This is a genomic window from Ruegeria sp. (assembly GCF_965199275.1).
In the GTDB taxonomy this organism is placed as follows: Bacteria; Pseudomonadota; Alphaproteobacteria; order Rhodobacterales; family Rhodobacteraceae; genus Ruegeria.
The window spans coordinates 25,583-41,488 of the sequence record NZ_CBDAQX010000014.1; the positions used below are offsets into that span (position 1 = coordinate 25,583).

The window sequence follows — 15,906 nt, forward strand, 5'->3', positions numbered from 1 at the left end:
AATGGGCGCCTATATTCTAAGACGCCTGCTTTTGGTCATTCCGACCTTGCTGGGCATAATGGTCGTCAACTTCACGCTGGTGCAGTTTGTTCCGGGTGGACCCGTTGAACAAATCATCGCTCAGATCGAAGGACAGGGCGATGTCTTTGCGGGCTTCGCTGGGGGCGGAGACGCCGGTGCCGGGTCCGAGCCTGCAGGCGGTGTCTTCGACGACAAATATGTGGGCGCGCGCGGCCTGCCTCCTGAGTTCATTGCCGAATTGGAAAAGGAATTCGGTTTCGACAAGCCACCGCTTGAGCGTTTTCTTGGAATGATGGGCAACTATCTGACGCTCGATTTTGGCGAGAGCTATTTCCGGTCGATCAGCGTGATTGATTTGGTGCTGGAAAAGATGCCCGTGTCGATCTCGCTGGGTCTATGGTCGACGCTGATTGCCTATCTGGTTTCAATTCCGCTAGGCATCCGCAAAGCAGTCAAGGACGGGTCGCGGTTCGATACCGTGACGAGCGGCGCTATTATCGTGGCCTACGCGATCCCCGGCTTCCTGTTTGCCATCCTGCTGCTGGTGCTGTTTGCGGGTGGATCCTACTGGCAGATCTTCCCGCTGCGAGGGCTGACCTCGGACAATTGGGACAGCCTCAGCCTTTTGGGCAAGATCGCCGATTATTTCTGGCACATCGCGCTGCCGATCATTGCCCTGACGATCTCGGCCTTTGCGACGCTGACGCTGCTGACCAAGAACTCGTTTCTGGATGAGATAAAAAAGCAATATGTCATGACGGCCCGCGCCAAGGGATTGGGGGAACGCAAGGTCCTCTATGGCCATGTCTTCCGCAACGCGATGCTGATCGTGATTGCGGGTTTCCCAGCGGTGTTCATTGGTGTCTTCTTCGGCGGCTCGATCATTATCGAGACGATCTTCTCTTTGGACGGTCTGGGTCGCCTCGGGTTCGAGGCCGCCGTGGCGCGGGACTACCCGGTGATCTTTGGCACTCTGTTCATCTTTGGTCTGATGGGGCTGGTTGTAGGTATCATCAGCGACCTGATGTACGTGCTGGTCGACCCACGCATCGATTTTGAGAAGAGGGAGGGGTAAATGGCGCTTTCCCCTCTCAACCAACGGCGTTGGCGCAATTTCCGACGCAATGGTCGGGCTTTCTGGTCGCTGATCATCTTCTCGGTGCTGTTCGGCCTGTCCCTATTCGCCGAGTTCATTGCCAACGATAAACCGATCCTCGTGCAATATCGTGGTCAATTCTACACGCCGATTTTTAACTTCTATCCCGAAACTGAATTTGGCGGCGATTTCCAGACCGAGGCGATCTATCGCGACCCCGAGGTCCGCTGCCTGATCGACAGTGGCGGACTTGAGGACTGTTTCGACGACCCCGAAGGTATCATCGAGCAGATCGAGGCGGGGACTTATCAGGCCGAAGGGTTTGAGCGAGGCTGGGCCATCTGGCCCCTGATCCCCTATTCCTTCAACACCAGCGTCGATCGCCCCGGTGCGGCCCCCTTGCCGCCGAATGGCCAGAACCTGCTGGGGACAGATGATACCAAACGGGACGTGCTGGCGCGGGTGATCTATGGCTTCCGCCTGTCGATCCTGTTTACGCTGATGGTGACCGGCGTGGCCAGCCTGATCGGTATTTTCGCCGGAGCTATTCAAGGCTTTTTCGGTGGCTGGCTCGACCTCATTTTTCAGCGGGTCATCGAGATATGGTCCGCGACTCCGTCGCTCTATGTCATCATCATTATGTTCGCCATTCTGGGCCGAAGTTTCTGGCTACTGGTGATCCTGATGATCCTGTTCAGCTGGACCGGATTGGTCAGCGTTGTAAGGGCCGAGTTCCTGCGGGCGCGCAATCTGGAATATGTCCGCGCCGCGCGGGCGCTGGGTGTGGGCAACATGACGATCATGTTCCGTCACATGCTGCCAAATGCGATGGTTGCGACGCTAACCTTCATGCCCTTCATCGTGACCGGCACGATTGGCGGGCTGGCTTCATTGGATTTCCTTGGTTTCGGTTTACCCTCTTCGGCTCCGTCTCTGGGTGAGCTGACTCTGCAAGCCAAACAGAACCTGCAGGCCCCGTGGCTGGCCTTCACCGCCTTTTTCACCTTCGCCATCATGCTGTCGCTGCTGGTGTTCATTTTTGAAGGCGTCCGCGATGCATTTGATCCCAGAAAGACCTTCTCATGAGCCTTTTGGACGTAAACAACCTCAAGGTCTCATTCCGGCAGGACGGAAAGGTGTCGGCTGCGGTTAAAGGCGTCTCCTTCACCGTGGATCGGGGTGAGACGGTTGCCCTGGTGGGTGAGTCTGGCTCGGGCAAGTCGGTGACGGCATTGTCGACCGTGTCGCTGCTGGGCGATAGCGCCATGGTCGAAGGCTCGGTCAAATATGACGGGGCCGAGATGATCGGGGCGTCCGAGGACAAGCTGATGGAGGTGCGCGGCAATGATATCAGCTTCATCTTTCAGGAGCCGATGACCTCGCTTAACCCGCTGCACACGATCCAGAAGCAGATGGCGGAATCGTTGGTGTTGCATCAGGGCCTGGCCGGGGATGCCGCGCGCGACAGAATTGTGGAGTTGCTGAACAAGGTTGGCATTCGCGACCCTGAGGATCGTCTGGACAGCTATCCGCACCAGCTTTCGGGCGGGCAACGGCAGCGTGTGATGATTGCTATGGCGCTGGCCAACAAACCGGATGTTCTGATCGCGGATGAACCAACGACCGCCTTGGATGTGACCATTCAAGCGCAAATTCTCGAACTATTGGCCGAGCTGCAGAAATCTGAGAACATGGGGATGCTGTTCATCACCCATGACCTTGGCATCGTGCGTCGGATCGCCGACCGGGTCTGCGTGATGAAAGACGGTGAGATTGTCGAAACCGGAATCACGGCTGAGATTTTCAACAACCCACAACACCCCTACACGCGCAAACTGCTGGAGGCCGAGCCTTCGGGGCACCCCGACCCAGTCGCCGCAGACGCGGAAGAGGTCGCCCGGACCGACCACCTGAAGGTCTGGTTCCCGATCCAGCGCGGCTTTCTGAAACGCACGGTCGGCTATGTGAAGGCCGTCAACGATGCGACGTTCAGCGTGCGGGCCGGGGAAACCCTTGGGATTGTCGGCGAAAGTGGCTCGGGCAAGACGACGATGGCGCTGGCCATTATGCGGTTGATCGCGTCCGAGGGTGGGATCACCTTCCGCGATCAGGATGTGCGCCGTTGGTCCACGCGAGAGTTGCGGCGCCTGCGCAAGGACATGCAGATCGTGTTTCAGGACCCGTTCGGCAGCCTGAGCCCACGTATGACATGCCAGCAGATCATCTCCGAGGGGCTCACTATTCACAATGTCGACCCCCATCGCGCCCCGCGCGAGCTAGTGGCCGAAGTGATGACAGAGGTGGGCTTGGACCCGGCCTCAATGGACCGCTACCCGCATGAGTTTTCGGGCGGGCAGCGTCAGCGGATTGCAATTGCGCGGGCCATGGTGCTGCGTCCGAAACTACTGGTTTTGGATGAGCCGACAAGCGCGCTGGACATGACGGTGCAGGTTCAGATCGTTGATCTTTTGCGCGATCTGCAACGGAAATACGGGTTGGCGTATCTGTTCATCAGCCATGACCTGAAAGTTGTGCGGGCTATGTCCCATAAGGTCATCGTCATGCGTAACGGCGACGTGGTCGAGATGGGCGCATCCGAGGATCTGTTTGAAAATGCGCAAACAGATTACACTCGTGAACTGATTGCGGCGGCGGGCTAAGGCCCGCCTCGCGTTTCCCTCAGGCGCTTGCTTTTTCGCGATCGGCGGGTTTGGGGACAGGGCCGCGAAGCTCTTCATAGTGATCGAAGCTCAGCTTGACCCAACCCGTTCCCCGCGTGGCACTGGCGAGGGTTCGGTGAAGCTCATCCTGCGCTACAGCAGGAAGTTGGGCGTTGAAGATTTCCCAACCGGAGGCATTGGGATTGCCTTCGAACCCCAAAACCTGACCTTGCAGAGAACTGATCGTAGGGACCAGATCGCCGACGAAATCTGACGGCAGATGAATCTCGGCCGTGAGAATCGGCTGTAGCACCACGGGCTTGGCCTGCGGCAACGCCTCGCGCACCGCATTCTTGCCCGCCGTCCGGAACGCGTAGTCCGAACTATCGACATTGTGGTGTTTGCCGTCGCTGAGGGTGATTTTGACATCCACGACCGGGAAGCCTTCGGGGCCTTGTACTAACGCGTCTTTGGCCCCATGCTCAACGGATGGGATGTAGTTCTTCGGTACCGCGCCGCCCTTCACAACCTCTTCGAATTGAAAGCCCGAGCCACGGGGTTGAGGCGCGACCGAGATCACAACGTCGGCGAATTGCCCGGCGCCGCCCGATTGCTTGCGATGACGGTGGCGATGTTCGACCGGCGTACGGATGGTTTCGCGATAGGCGGTCTCGACGGGGTCGGTTTCGATCTCGATGCCGAAATCCTCCAATAGCTTGGCCGTCACGCGCCGCATATGTTGCGGACCCTGCGAACCCAGTACGGAATGACCGCTCAGCTCGTCTTGCTCCATATGCAGCCCCGGGTCGATCTCGACCAAACGGCTCAGAGCGTTTGATAGGCGCACGTCGTCGCGCTCATGCGCGGGTGAGACGACCTGCCGGTGCGCAACCGGATGCGAAGACGCCCAATCCGGAAGCGGTGTAGCCGACCGGCTGTCATAGATGTATCCCGGGTTGAGATGATCAGATTTGACCGCAAGACCGATTTGCCCGGCCTCCAAAGCGCCGATCTGTGTTTTGGCGTCGAGGCTGGTCAAATTGCCGACCGTTTCGCCTCCCAAAGCCTCATGCGCTTTGACGCCATCGCCCAACCCGCGCAGCACGGTGATCTTGCCGATATGTTTCTTCACATCGGCAAAGCCCGCAATCGCGCGCGCATTGTCCGCGGCCTCATCCCGCCCAGCGGCGATATCGAACTCGGGCGCTTCGTGCCGCAGGGCTTTCATCAAGCGTGTGAGCCCATTGCCATGTTGCGCAGCCCCCAGGCAGGCCGGAATCAGCTGATGATTTTGCAGAACCTGAGCGGCCAGATCGTAAATCTCGGCGCTGGGGGGCTGCTTGTCCTCTATAAGCTGCTCCAGCAGATGGTCGTCGAAATCCGACAGCGTTTCCAACAATTCAGTGCGGGCTTCCTGTTCACGGTCCTCGACGGATTGAGGCAGTTCGATCAAGGCCGAGGGCTGGCCTTCTTGGTACTTCCACGCGCGTTCCGAGATCAGATCAACAGCGCCTATGATTGTTTCGCCGTCGCGGATCGGGACCTGCCGCAAGGCGATGTGATGGGTGCAATAGGTCTGCAAGGCTGCGATGATGTCGCGGATACGGCCATTGGGGTTGTCCATTCGGTTGATGAACAGGAAGCAGGGAATGCCTGCCTCTTCCACCAGCCGCAGGTATGGCGCGCATAGCACGGCAGCATCTGGGTCTGGCGGGACGACAACCACGGCAGCGTCCGAGATCGCCATGGCGGGTCCAACATAGGCCAGCGCATCGCCGCCGCCATCCACATCAACCGCGCACCACGGTTCGTCCAAATAAGAAAAACCGTGCAAATGCACGGTTCCGGAGATGTCGAATGTTGTCGGGCGCCCATCGAGGCGGCTGATGGCCTCGACCAGAGTGGATTTGCCCGATTGACTGGGGCCTAGGACGGTGAAAACGCGCATATGTGCTGTCCCTCTTTCAGGTTGCAGAGTGGCTGCACGAAAGGGGCTGCCTTGCGCAAATGCGCTGGCATGGTCTGTCTGCGGATTTGCCTGCCTCGGGCTGTGGACCTGATCGAAGACCCACGCCCCGAGTGTGGAGAAAACACCAGCCTTGCGTCAACCCCCCGTTCGTGATCGGCTTGGGCCCGCCGAAAACCGGGCCGCTTGCTCAAGGTCAGATCGCAGAGCTATGTCCGGCTTTGCTCAGGTCATAGGCATCGAAGCTACGAGCGATCATTCGGGTCAGAGCACGTGCCTCGGGCGGGATAAACAGCCCGTCATCGGTGACACGCAAAAGGCCGTCAAATCTTGCGTTCACCTCGGCATACATCTTGTTCAGCTCTGCGCTGGATACATCATAGCCGCGCAGGACCTCGGCCGAGTCGATCCGGAAATCGCACATCAAAGCTTCGATCAAGCGGGCGCGCAGCACGTCCTGTCCCTTGAACGCATGTCCACGCGAGGTCGAGAACTGGCCCTCGCGAATTGCCTTGGTATGGGCCGAGGTCGCGGGGTTGTTCTGTGCGTAGCCCTGAGGAAAGCGCGAGATCGAGCTTGCGCCGACGCCGATCAGAACCTCGGCCTGATCGTCCGTATAGCCCTGGAAGTTGCGTTTCAGATGGCCCGCTTTCAATGCTTTGGTCAGCCCGTCTTCTTGCGTCGCAAAGTGGTCGATTCCGATTTCGGCGTAGTTGTCCCACATGAACAGGCGGCGGGCGGTGTCGAAAAGATCCAGACGCTGCTCGGGCGTTGGCAGCGCCTCGGACGGGATCAGTTGCTGTCGTTTCGCCATCCACGGCACATGGGCATAGCCATAAAGCGCGACGCGATCCGGGCTGAGCGACAGAAGCTTCTGCACACTTTCAGTCATCCGTGCCTTGGTCTGATGCGGCAAGCCAAACAGGATGTCGGCATTCAGGCTGGTGATCCCGCGTGCGCGGATCATATCCACCGCATCCCGCGTCGTATCGTAGCTTTGGATGCGCCCGATGGTTTTCTGGATCTCGTCATCGAAATCCTGCACCCCGATCGAGGCGCGGTTCATGCCAACTTCGGCGAGGATATCCAGACGCGCTTCGTCAATCTCATTCGGGTCGATCTCGACCGAGAATTCGGCATCCGGTCCCAGCGGCACGATATCCAGAATGTAGCGCGCCAGATCGCGCATCAGGTCCGCATTCAGCAGGGTTGGGGTGCCGCCGCCCCAATGCAGGCGGGATAGAACCACCCCATCGGGCAGGCGCGCGGCCAATTGGTCCAACTCGGCCTTCAGTACGTCGACATAGGCGACCACGGGGCTATCGGTTTGCGTGCCTTGCGTACGGCAGGCGCAGAACCAGCACAAGCGCCGACAAAAGGGGACATGGACATAGAGCGAAATGGCGCTGCCCGGCTTGATCTGGGCGATCCAGTCACCAAAAAGATCAGCCCCCACGTCATTGCTGAAATGGGGGGCGGTCGGGTAGCTGGTGTAGCGAGGCACCTTCGCGTCAAAAAGTCCAAGCCTTGCCAATTGTGATTTATCTATCATGAAGATACCTTTAAGGGACCCAAGTCTTGGTTGCTTTGATAGAGATCAAGTAGGAAAGCGAATGTCAGTAGAGATAAAGTTTGATCATTCCAACTGTGACGAATGCCCGATTCGTCATCGGGCCGTCTGCGCCCGGTGCGATGCGGACGAGCTGCAGTCCCTTGAAGAGATTAAATATTATCGAAGTTTCGAAGCGGGTCAGACGATCATCTGGTCCGGCGATCAGATGAACTTTGTCGGCTCGGTCGTGTCGGGTATCGCGTCCCTAACCCAGACGATGGAGGACGGGCGGACCCAGATGGTGGGTCTGTTGCTGCCCAGTGATTTCGTTGGGCGTCCGGGGCGTGATTCTGCGCCATATGACGTTCAGGCCACCACGGATGTGGTGATGTGCTGCTTTCGCAAGAAGCCGTTCGAAGGGTTGTTGAGTGAGACCCCTCATATCGCGCATCGTCTTTTGCAGATGACATTGGATGAGCTGGACGCCGCGCGGGAATGGATGCTTGTTCTGGGCCGCAAGACGGCGCGGGAGAAGATCGCCAGCCTGCTTTCGATCATCGCGCGCAGGGATGCGTCGATCACGCAGAAAGGGCTGTCAGGCCCGCTCGTGTTTGACCTGCCGCTGACGCGTGAGGCGATGGCGGACTATTTGGGTCTAACGCTGGAAACGGTGAGCCGACAGATATCGGCCCTGAAAAAGGACGGGGTTATCGTGCTGGAAGGCAAGCGCCACGTGACCATCCCCGATCTTGGTCGCCTTATGGAAGAGGCCGGAGACGACTCGGACGGAGGTTTCCTCGTTTAGACGCCACCCGCCAGTCACATACCAAAGCGATCGAGCCGCCCCGCAGGGCGGCTTTTTTTTGGTTCAGGACGCGATCAGTGTGCCATGAAGACCGGTACAGCGGATTGTTCCAGCATGTTGCGCGTAGCACCGCCAAGGATCGCTTCGCGAAAGCGGGAATGGCCGTAGGCGCCCATGACAATCATATCTGATTCCGTATCCGTAGCGTGGCGGTTCAGAATGTCAGACACCCGCGTCATGGTTTTGCTGAGGACTTCGATATCGCACCGGACACCGTGCCGCGCGAGCATCTGGGACAGCATGCCACCTGGGTCAGAGCGGTCGGGCCCATGCCGTGGCGGGTCGATCACCACGATACGTGCCAGATCGGCATCTTTCAGAAATGGCAGGGCGCAGCGCACCGCGCGCATAGCCTCGACGCTTTCGTTCCACGCGATCATGATGTTTTTAGGCTTCGAAACAGGTTGCCCCGCGTTCGGGACGACCATGACCGGAGCGTGACCTTCGAACATGGCGGCTTCGACAATCGGTTCCGCTTCGGCACCGCGCCCTTCACCATAGGGGTGCGGCAGGACAACCAAATCCGAGAACCGTGCACGATGGGCAACGTGGCGTCCAATGTCCGCGATCTGGGCGACTCCGTTTTCGGCAGACCACCGCACACCGGTTTTTCCCAGAAAATCCTCGGCATAGCTTAGCAGTTCTTCGGCCTCGGCATTGGCCCGGCTGAGGGTTTCCTGAAGGATAAGTGCGTTCGCCCCGGCGTAGTAATACCCTGTCTGACTGCGATCGACGCCCAGGCACAGGGCCTCGGCATGACCATCCTGCGCTTCGGCCAATGCCGCCGCTTGAGAAAGCGCTGCCTGCGCATTCGTAGTTTCCGTCATGATTGTGAGAATTGATTTGTAAGCCATATCGACCTCGTCTTTCGAGCAGCCGATCCAATGCGACCAGCGCCCCTCCACTTGACTATGGGTGTCACAGAAAACAACGGATTGTCTTGACTCAGATCAAAGCGGCAGAGGGTGTTCTTCTACATTACGGGGGACAGTCAAAAAGGTTCTGTGCGGCACGTAAATCGCGCAGGGCAGGGTAAAGGGACGCAATATGTCGAATTACATCAAGCTGATCGTGCTTGGTCTGGTCGTGCTGTTTGCCGCGATCGGGTCCAATTATGCACGCGATTTGGCGTATCAGGTGCATGCGATACTGGTGATGATCATCGCCGGTGGTCTGTTCATCTGGACGCTTCGAAACACGGATGAGCCAGATATTCTTGTCGATCGCTCCGGCGAGTACATGGACGGCGTGATCCGCTACGGCGTGATCGCAACTGCCTTCTGGGGCGTGGTCGGGTTCCTGGCGGGAACTTTTATTGCGTTCCAGCTGGCATTTCCGACGCTCAACTTCGAATGGGCGCAAGGCTATCTGAACTTTGGGCGGTTGCGTCCGCTGCACACCTCTGCGGTGATTTTTGCCTTTGGCGGTAACGCTCTGATCGCGACCTCGTTCTACGTGGTCCAACGCACCAGCGCGGCGCGCCTTTGGGGCGGAAACCTGGCCTGGTTCGTGTTCTGGGGCTATCAGCTGTTCATCGTTCTGGCAGCGACCGGATATGTTCTGGGTGGCACGCAGTCCAAGGAATATGCCGAGCCTGAATGGTATGTGGACCTGTGGCTGACCATCGTCTGGGTCGCCTATCTGGCTGTCTATCTGGGTACGATCATCAAACGGAAAGAGCCGCATATCTATGTGGCCAACTGGTTCTACCTGGCCTTTATCGTGACCGTTGCGATGCTGCACTTGGTCAACAACATGACCATCCCGGTCAGTATCTGGGGTTCGAAATCGGTTATCGTCTGGTCGGGCGTACAGGATGCTATGATCCAGTGGTGGTATGGCCACAACGCTGTGGGCTTCTTCCTGACTGCGGGCTTCCTGGGCATGATGTACTACTTCATCCCGAAACAGGCCGAACGTCCCGTATTCTCCTACAAGCTATCGATCATCCACTTCTGGGCGCTGATCTTCCTGTATATCTGGGCCGGTCCGCACCACCTGCACTATACTGCATTGCCGGATTGGGCCTCGACGCTGGGCATGGTGTTCTCGATCGTTCTGTGGATGCCGTCCTGGGGTGGTATGATCAACGGTCTGATGACCCTGTCGGGCGCATGGGACAAGCTGCGCACCGACCCGATTATCCGCATGATGGTCATCTCGGTTGGTTTCTATGGCATGTCCACCTTTGAGGGTCCGATGATGTCGATCCGTGCGGTGAACTCGCTCAGCCATTACACCGACTGGACCATTGGTCACGTACATTCGGGCGCGCTTGGCTGGAACGGCATGATCACCTTTGGTGCGCTTTACTATCTGGTGCCTGTCCTGTGGAAGCGTGAGCGTCTGTACTCGCTACAGATGGTCAGCTGGCACTTCTGGCTCGCCACGATCGGCATTGTTCTCTACGCCGCATCGATGTGGGTCACCGGTATCATGGAAGGCCTGATGTGGCGCGAAGTGGATGCCAACGGCTTCCTGGTGAACTCGTTCGCTGACACCGTTGCCGCCAAGTTCCCGATGTATGTGGTTCGCGGTCTGGGTGGGGTTCTGTTCCTCGCTGGCTCGGTGATCATGTGCTACAACCTGTGGATGACTGTACGCAAGGCACCGGCCAAAGAGGCCAGCCTGACCGTCGCAGTCCCGGCTGAATAAAGGAGGCCGGAGCAATGGCAATTCTTGACAAACACAAAGTGCTTGAGACCAACGCGACCCTTTTGCTGATCTTCAGCTTTCTGGTCGTGACCATCGGTGGCATCGTTCAGATCACCCCGCTGTTCTATCTTGAGAACACAATCGAGAAGGTGGAGGGCATGCGCCCTTACACCCCTCTCGAGATGGCGGGCCGTGAGATCTACATCCGCGAAGGCTGCTATGTCTGCCACAGCCAGATGATCCGCCCCATGCGGGACGAGGTCGAACGCTATGGCCATTACTCGCTGGCGGCCGAGTCGATGTATGACCACCCGTTCCAGTGGGGATCCAAGCGGACCGGGCCTGATCTGGCACGTGTCGGCGGCCGCTACTCGGACGATTGGCATGTACGCCACCTGCGCGACGCGCAATCGGTCGTGCCGGAATCGGTGATGCCGAAATATGGCTTCCTCGAAAACCGCAAGATCGACGGCAAGTATATCGGCGACATCATGGCGGCAAACGCGGTGGTCGGTACACCCTACACCGACGAGATGCTGGAGAACGCGCAAGCCGACTTCCGCGCTCAGGCCGATCCCGACAGCGACTATGACGGGCTGCTGGAGCGCTATGGTGACAAGGTCAATGTCCGCAACTTCGATGGTCAATCCGACCTGACCGAGGCTGACGCACTGATCGCCTATCTGCAAATGCTGGGCACGCTGGTCGACTTCTCGACCTTCACGCCTGACGCAAACCGCTGAGGGAGGGTGCAATGGAAGAATATACTCTCCTGAGGCAGTTCGCAGATAGCTGGATGTTGCTTCTGCTGTTCGCCTTCTTTGTTGGCATCATTGTCTGGGTGTTCCGCCCAGGCGCCAGCAAGGAATACAGCGACACCGCCAACATCCCTTTCCGGCACGTTGATGCACCCGCAACGCAGCAAGACCAACCCGCCACATCCGAGGAGGCGCGGAAATGACTAAGACACCTGAAAAACAGCCGGGTGACCCGAATACAACCGGTCACAGCTGGGACGGCATCGAAGAATTTGATAACCCGATGCCTCGCTGGTGGCTGTGGACCTTCTACGCCACGATCTTCTGGGGTGTGATCTACACGATCATGTATCCCGCATGGCCACTGGTTCAGTCGGCGACGGCAGGCGTCATGGGTTGGTCATCTCGGGCCGAAGTCCAGCAGGAGCTGGTCTCGTTCGAAGAGGCCAACGCTCCGTGGAACGCCAAGCTGGTCGAAACCCCGCTCGAGGAAATCTCGGCGGACCCTGAGTTGCAGCAATATGCCGTCAACGCAGGCAGCGCTGTGTTCCGCACCTGGTGTGCGCAGTGTCACGGCTCGGGCGCGCAGGGCGCGGCGGGCTTCCCGAACCTGCTGGATGACGCATGGCTTTGGGGCGGCACGATGGAGGATATCCATTTCACCGTCAGCTATGGGATCCGGAACGAGGAAAGCGACGATGCGCGCTACTCCGAGATGCCGGCCTTTGGCGAGATTCTCGAACGGGAAGAGATCACCCAGGTGGTTCAGTACGTGATGTCGCTGACCAATGCGCAGACCGATGATGCGGCAGCGCAGGCAGGCAAGGTTGTCTTCGAAGACAATTGCGCTGCTTGTCACGGCGAGGACGGCAAAGGCGATGTCTTCCAGGGCGCGCCAAACCTGATGGATGCCATCTGGCTCTATGGCGGCAGCGAAGAGGCTCTGACCGAAACGGTGACCTATAGCCGCTTTGGCGTGATGCCCCCGTGGGATACCCGCCTGACCGAGGCGCAGATCCGTGCCGTGACCGCCTATGTCCACCAACTGGGTGGCGGTCAGTAAGGCTAAAAGAATACCTTGGGGCGGCTTGCCGCCCCAAGGTCCCGGCACCGGTTGTTCCATCTGTTCGCGCGTTTCCTGAACAGCCGGTGCCTATTTCCAAAACCATCATAGAGCCAATGGCCAATCCAGAACAGGCCGCGTTTCAAAGGTCGTCAAGATCGACCGTGCGCGGGTGTTTCTTCCACCAATGATGCTCGGGCAACCAGTGCGCTTTATTGCGGGTTGGTTTCGGTGCGTCCCTGAGATGGGGCTCGTTGATCCGTGTCGCTGTCATGAACGATTTCGCAAAAACACTCAGCATGGGGCTTTCCTTTCGCGTTTTCTGTATGCGTTAAGGATGATGTTTCCCTGTACAGGATGCGAGCCAATTGCTATTTCTATATGTAAGTTAGGATTACATATGAACTGGTTGAAACTGCCACCTCTCTCGTCCCTTCGCGCTTTTTCGGCCTTTGCTGAGAAGGGGGGTGTGGTTCAGGCCGGCGCTGCGCTGAATGTGAGCCACGCTGCCATAAGCCAGCAGTTGCGTGTGCTGGAGAAACACATGGGCGTCGCTCTGGTCCGGCGCGATGGAAAGTCGCTTTCCCTGACACCCGAAGGCGCGCATCTTGCGCGTGCCGTGCAGCTTGGGTTCGGTTCAATCGGCGCAGCTGTGGAAGAGGTGATGAGCGCAGGCGGCGCCCGTCCGGTTCACGTGTCGCTGACGCCAACCTTCGCCGCCTCGTGGTTGATGCCGCGACTGCCGGAGTTTCAGGCCAAATACCCTGAAATCAGCCTGACGATCGACCCTTCTCCGCATCTGGTGGAACTCACGCCAGGCGGCGTCGATGTTGCGATCAGGTACGGGTCCGGAGGGTGGCCCGGTGTGGACTGCGAAATGCTGCTGGAAACCCCTTTTGTTGTGGTTGCGGCCCCCAGCCTGCTGGGCGGTCGGTCGGATTGGACACCGGAAGAGTTGAGCCAGCTGCCTTGGCTGGAAGAGTTCGGCACCACCGAGGCCTCGACCTGGCTGGCCAGACGTGGAGTTGATCACCCGCCTCAGGGGCGTCGCATCTCGCTGCCGGGGACCTTGCTGCTTGAAGGCCTGCGGGCAGGGCAGGGTGTCACAGCCACGGTGCGACATTTCGTCGAGCAGGACATCAAGGCGGGCCGTCTTGTCGAGCTCCATACTGAGCCGGAAAGCAGCGGATACCACGTTTTGACGGCCAAAACGCCTCTTAGACCGGCGGTAAAGACCTTTGTCAGCTGGCTGAGGCGGCAGGCGGGTGACGCGCGGTAAAAGGTGTTTGTCCGATGCGCGTTTTGACCCATGTCAATGTTTGCGCGTCCATGATCTGGAAGAACACACTTCCATAAGACCCATCCTTGGAGCCAGCCAGTGAGCGATTCCGATCCCGCCCCCAGCTTGTATGCCGCCCGAGAGCCTATCTTTCCCCGGCGTGTCTCAGGTCCGTTCCGGAACCTGAAATGGATTATCCTGATTGTGACCTTGGGGATCTACTACGTCACCCCTTGGATCAGATGGGACCGAGGGCCCAGCCTGCCGGATCAGGCTGTGCTGCTGGACCTGGCCAACCGCCGCTTCTATTTCTTCTGGATCGAAATCTGGCCGCATGAATTCTACTTTGTTGCAGGCCTTCTGATCATGGCCGGTCTCGGGCTTTTCCTGTTCACATCGGCATTGGGCCGGGTGTGGTGCGGATATGCCTGCCCGCAGACTGTCTGGACCGACCTATTCATTCTGGTCGAACGCTGGATCGAGGGCGATCGCAACGCCCGCTTACGCCTGCACCGGCAAGAGAAGATGGACCTCCGCAAGGCCCGTTTGCGTCTGACGAAATGGACTGCATGGTTCCTGATCGGCCTCGCAACCGGCGGGGCCTGGGTCTTCTACTTTGCCGACGCGCCAACCCTTCTGCGTGATCTTGTGACCGGCAACGCACACCCCGTTGCCTACACGACCATGTTGATCCTGACCGGCACCACCTTCCTCTTTGGTGGCTTCGCGCGCGAACAGATCTGCATCTATGCCTGTCCATGGCCACGCATTCAGGCCGCGATGATGGACGAGGACACTCTGGTCGTCGGCTATCGCGAATGGCGCGGTGAGCCGCGCGGCAAAGGTAAGCGCACGGCCGATTCCGAGCTGGGCGATTGCATCGATTGCATGGCCTGCGTGAATGTCTGCCCCGTTGGTATCGACATTCGCGATGGTCAGCAGTTGGAGTGCATCACCTGCGCCCTGTGCATCGACGCCTGCGATGACATGATGGCCAAGATCGGCAAGCCTCGGGGTTTGATCGACTATATGGCGCTGAGTGATGAGGCGCATGAACGCGCAGGTCAGCCACCTAAGAATATCTGGAAACACATTCTGCGTCCCCGCACGATCATGTACACCGCGTTGTGGTCTCTGGTCGGTTTCGCGCTGCTGTTTGCCCTGTTCATCCGGTCCGATATCGACCTCACGGTCGCGCCTGTGCGCAATCCGACCTTTGTGACGATGTCGGATGGCACGATCCGCAACACCTATGATGTGCGCCTGCGCAACAAACATGGCGAAGAACGTCCGTTCAATCTGTCTCTGACCGGCGATCCGGCCATGCTACTGGAAATCGAAGGCGTTGACGGGCAAACTGTTACTGTGGCCCCTGATACCGCGCAACTGGTGCGGGTCTACATTACGGCGGCGCCTGACACGGGGCCTGCGCTTACGGATACGTCTGCTGTTCGGATCTGGGTCGAGGACCTCGACAGCGGTGAACGCGCCTACAAAGACACAAGCTTCAACGGACGAGGGAACTGATCATGTCCGAGCGGAAATTCACCGGCAAACACGCCCTTGCGGTGTTCGTATGTGCCTTTGGTGTGATCATCACGGTGAACCTGATCCTGGCTTACAGCGCGGTCAAAACCTTCCCGGGGCTGGAGGTCAAAAACTCCTACGTCGCCAGTCAGGAGTTCAATGACCGACTGAAGGAACACCAAGCTTTGGGTTGGGAAGTACGCGCTGAAAACACTGGCGGTCTGCTGATCCTGCACATCACAGACGCTACCGGCGCGCCGGTGCAAGTCGCCGATTTACAGGCCGTTGTGGGCCGTGCAACCCATGTGCGCGATGATTTCTCGCCCGACTTCACATTTGACGGGCTTGCCTATGCAACGCCTGCGACGCTGGGCAAGGGGAACTGGAACATCCGTCTGGTCGCCCGCGATCATTCAGGGGCCGAGTTCGCTCAGCGGGTTCCTTTGTACGTGAAAGGGTAGGGC

Annotated in this window: 15 protein-coding genes; 11 read left to right on the plus strand and 4 right to left on the minus strand. The window is 58.6% G+C overall.

The annotated features are described in order from the left end of the window. Position 1: 1 nt before the first annotated feature. From ACOERD_RS10025 to ACOERD_RS10035, 3 genes are read left to right on the plus strand one after another with little or no spacing between them, the layout of a single operon-like run. Positions 2 to 1,096, plus strand: a complete 1,095-nt coding sequence (locus ACOERD_RS10025) for a microcin C ABC transporter permease YejB (protein ID WP_170460207.1) — start codon at positions 2 to 4, stop codon at positions 1,094 to 1,096. After that, positions 1,097 to 2,203, plus strand: a complete 1,107-nt coding sequence (locus ACOERD_RS10030; protein ID WP_419738930.1) for an ABC transporter permease — start codon at positions 1,097 to 1,099, stop codon at positions 2,201 to 2,203. Next, positions 2,200 to 3,777 carry an ABC transporter ATP-binding protein gene (locus ACOERD_RS10035; protein WP_419738931.1) on the plus strand — a complete coding sequence of 526 codons (1,578 nt, stop codon included), beginning with the start codon at positions 2,200 to 2,202 and terminating at the stop codon, positions 3,775 to 3,777. The genes ACOERD_RS10030 and ACOERD_RS10035 overlap by 4 nt, the downstream gene beginning before the upstream one ends. A gap of 19 nt (positions 3,778 to 3,796) precedes the next feature. Here ACOERD_RS10035 and ACOERD_RS10040 read toward each other — a convergent pair whose 3' ends face one another. Beyond that, positions 3,797 to 5,725 carry an elongation factor G gene (locus tag ACOERD_RS10040; protein WP_419738932.1) on the minus strand — a complete coding sequence of 643 codons (1,929 nt, stop codon included), beginning with the start codon at positions 5,723 to 5,725 and terminating at the stop codon, positions 3,797 to 3,799. A gap of 214 nt (positions 5,726 to 5,939) precedes the next feature. Beyond that, on the minus strand, positions 5,940 to 7,295 hold the full coding sequence (gene hemN, locus ACOERD_RS10045) for an oxygen-independent coproporphyrinogen III oxidase (RefSeq protein WP_419738933.1): 1,356 nt from the start codon (positions 7,293 to 7,295) through the stop codon (positions 5,940 to 5,942). Positions 7,296 to 7,356: 61 nt separating this feature from the next. On the opposite strand from hemN, the gene fnrL reads away from it, so the two are divergent. Further along, positions 7,357 to 8,100 carry a transcriptional regulator FnrL gene (gene fnrL / locus ACOERD_RS10050; protein ID WP_170375417.1) on the plus strand — a complete coding sequence of 248 codons (744 nt, stop codon included), beginning with the start codon at positions 7,357 to 7,359 and terminating at the stop codon, positions 8,098 to 8,100. 74 nt (positions 8,101 to 8,174) lie between these two features. On the opposite strand, the gene ACOERD_RS10055 is transcribed toward fnrL, so the two are convergent. Next, on the minus strand, positions 8,175 to 9,014 hold the full coding sequence (locus ACOERD_RS10055; RefSeq protein ID WP_419738934.1) for a universal stress protein: 840 nt from the start codon (positions 9,012 to 9,014) through the stop codon (positions 8,175 to 8,177). A 193-nt stretch (positions 9,015 to 9,207) separates the two neighbouring features. On the opposite strand from ACOERD_RS10055, the gene ccoN reads away from it, so the two are divergent. Genes ccoN through ccoP form a run of 4 tightly spaced genes read left to right on the plus strand, consistent with a single transcriptional unit; the run spans position 9,208 to position 12,636 of the window. Beyond that, a complete protein-coding gene (gene ccoN / locus ACOERD_RS10060) occupies positions 9,208 to 10,815 on the plus strand; it encodes a cytochrome-c oxidase, cbb3-type subunit I (RefSeq protein WP_170375413.1) in 1,608 nt (535 codons plus the stop codon). A gap of 14 nt (positions 10,816 to 10,829) precedes the next feature. Continuing rightward, the gene (gene ccoO, locus ACOERD_RS10065; RefSeq protein ID WP_170375411.1) at positions 10,830 to 11,558 is read left to right on the plus strand and encodes a cytochrome-c oxidase, cbb3-type subunit II; all 729 of its coding nucleotides are present in this window, start codon (positions 10,830 to 10,832) and stop codon (positions 11,556 to 11,558) included. Positions 11,559 to 11,569: 11 nt separating this feature from the next. Then, the gene (locus ACOERD_RS10070; protein WP_419738935.1) at positions 11,570 to 11,776 is read left to right on the plus strand and encodes a cbb3-type cytochrome c oxidase subunit 3; all 207 of its coding nucleotides are present in this window, start codon (positions 11,570 to 11,572) and stop codon (positions 11,774 to 11,776) included. Further along, positions 11,773 to 12,636 carry a cytochrome-c oxidase, cbb3-type subunit III gene (gene ccoP, locus ACOERD_RS10075; RefSeq protein WP_419738936.1) on the plus strand — a complete coding sequence of 288 codons (864 nt, stop codon included), beginning with the start codon at positions 11,773 to 11,775 and terminating at the stop codon, positions 12,634 to 12,636. Before ACOERD_RS10070 ends, ccoP begins: the two co-directional genes overlap by 4 nt. Positions 12,637 to 12,778: 142 nt before the next feature. On the opposite strand, the gene ACOERD_RS10080 is transcribed toward ccoP, so the two are convergent. Beyond that, entirely contained in the window at positions 12,779 to 12,937 is a 159-nt protein-coding gene (locus ACOERD_RS10080; RefSeq protein WP_419738937.1) for a hypothetical protein, read from the minus strand. Between the two features lie 99 nt (positions 12,938 to 13,036). Here ACOERD_RS10080 and ACOERD_RS10085 point away from each other — a divergent pair, with 99 nt between their 5' ends. From ACOERD_RS10085 to ACOERD_RS10095, 3 genes are all read left to right on the plus strand, one after another. Next, complete coding sequence (locus ACOERD_RS10085) at positions 13,037 to 13,915, plus strand: LysR family transcriptional regulator (RefSeq protein ID WP_170690601.1); 879 nt, start codon at positions 13,037 to 13,039, stop codon at positions 13,913 to 13,915. 99 nt (positions 13,916 to 14,014) lie between these two features. Then, entirely contained in the window at positions 14,015 to 15,442 is a 1,428-nt protein-coding gene (gene ccoG / locus ACOERD_RS10090; RefSeq protein ID WP_419738938.1) for a cytochrome c oxidase accessory protein CcoG, read from the plus strand. Between the two features lie 2 nt (positions 15,443 to 15,444). Further along, a complete protein-coding gene (locus tag ACOERD_RS10095) occupies positions 15,445 to 15,903 on the plus strand; it encodes a FixH family protein (protein ID WP_170375399.1) in 459 nt (152 codons plus the stop codon). The last annotated feature ends 3 nt before the right edge of the window (positions 15,904 to 15,906 follow it).

What these genes read in the sequence shown, in the direction of transcription:
- ACOERD_RS10025 (WP_170460207.1), top strand. Translation starts at nt 2, where the DNA reads ATGGGCGCCTATATTCTAAGACGCCTGCTTTTGGTCATTCCGACCTTG.
- ACOERD_RS10030 (WP_419738930.1), top strand. Translation starts at nt 1,097, where the DNA reads ATGGCGCTTTCCCCTCTCAACCAACGGCGTTGGCGCAATTTCCGACGC.
- ACOERD_RS10035 (WP_419738931.1), top strand. Translation starts at nt 2,200, where the DNA reads ATGAGCCTTTTGGACGTAAACAACCTCAAGGTCTCATTCCGGCAGGAC.
- ACOERD_RS10040 (WP_419738932.1), bottom strand. Translation starts at nt 5,725, where the DNA reads ATGCGCGTTTTCACCGTCCTAGGCCCCAGTCAATCGGGCAAATCCACT.
- hemN (WP_419738933.1), bottom strand. Translation starts at nt 7,295, where the DNA reads ATGATAGATAAATCACAATTGGCAAGGCTTGGACTTTTTGACGCGAAG.
- fnrL (WP_170375417.1), top strand. Translation starts at nt 7,357, where the DNA reads ATGTCAGTAGAGATAAAGTTTGATCATTCCAACTGTGACGAATGCCCG.
- ACOERD_RS10055 (WP_419738934.1), bottom strand. Translation starts at nt 9,014, where the DNA reads ATGGCTTACAAATCAATTCTCACAATCATGACGGAAACTACGAATGCG.
- ccoN (WP_170375413.1), top strand. Translation starts at nt 9,208, where the DNA reads ATGTCGAATTACATCAAGCTGATCGTGCTTGGTCTGGTCGTGCTGTTT.
- ccoO (WP_170375411.1), top strand. Translation starts at nt 10,830, where the DNA reads ATGGCAATTCTTGACAAACACAAAGTGCTTGAGACCAACGCGACCCTT.
- ACOERD_RS10070 (WP_419738935.1), top strand. Translation starts at nt 11,570, where the DNA reads ATGGAAGAATATACTCTCCTGAGGCAGTTCGCAGATAGCTGGATGTTG.
- ccoP (WP_419738936.1), top strand. Translation starts at nt 11,773, where the DNA reads ATGACTAAGACACCTGAAAAACAGCCGGGTGACCCGAATACAACCGGT.
- ACOERD_RS10080 (WP_419738937.1), bottom strand. Translation starts at nt 12,937, where the DNA reads ATGCTGAGTGTTTTTGCGAAATCGTTCATGACAGCGACACGGATCAAC.
- ACOERD_RS10085 (WP_170690601.1), top strand. Translation starts at nt 13,037, where the DNA reads ATGAACTGGTTGAAACTGCCACCTCTCTCGTCCCTTCGCGCTTTTTCG.
- ACOERD_RS10095 (WP_170375399.1), top strand. Translation starts at nt 15,445, where the DNA reads ATGTCCGAGCGGAAATTCACCGGCAAACACGCCCTTGCGGTGTTCGTA.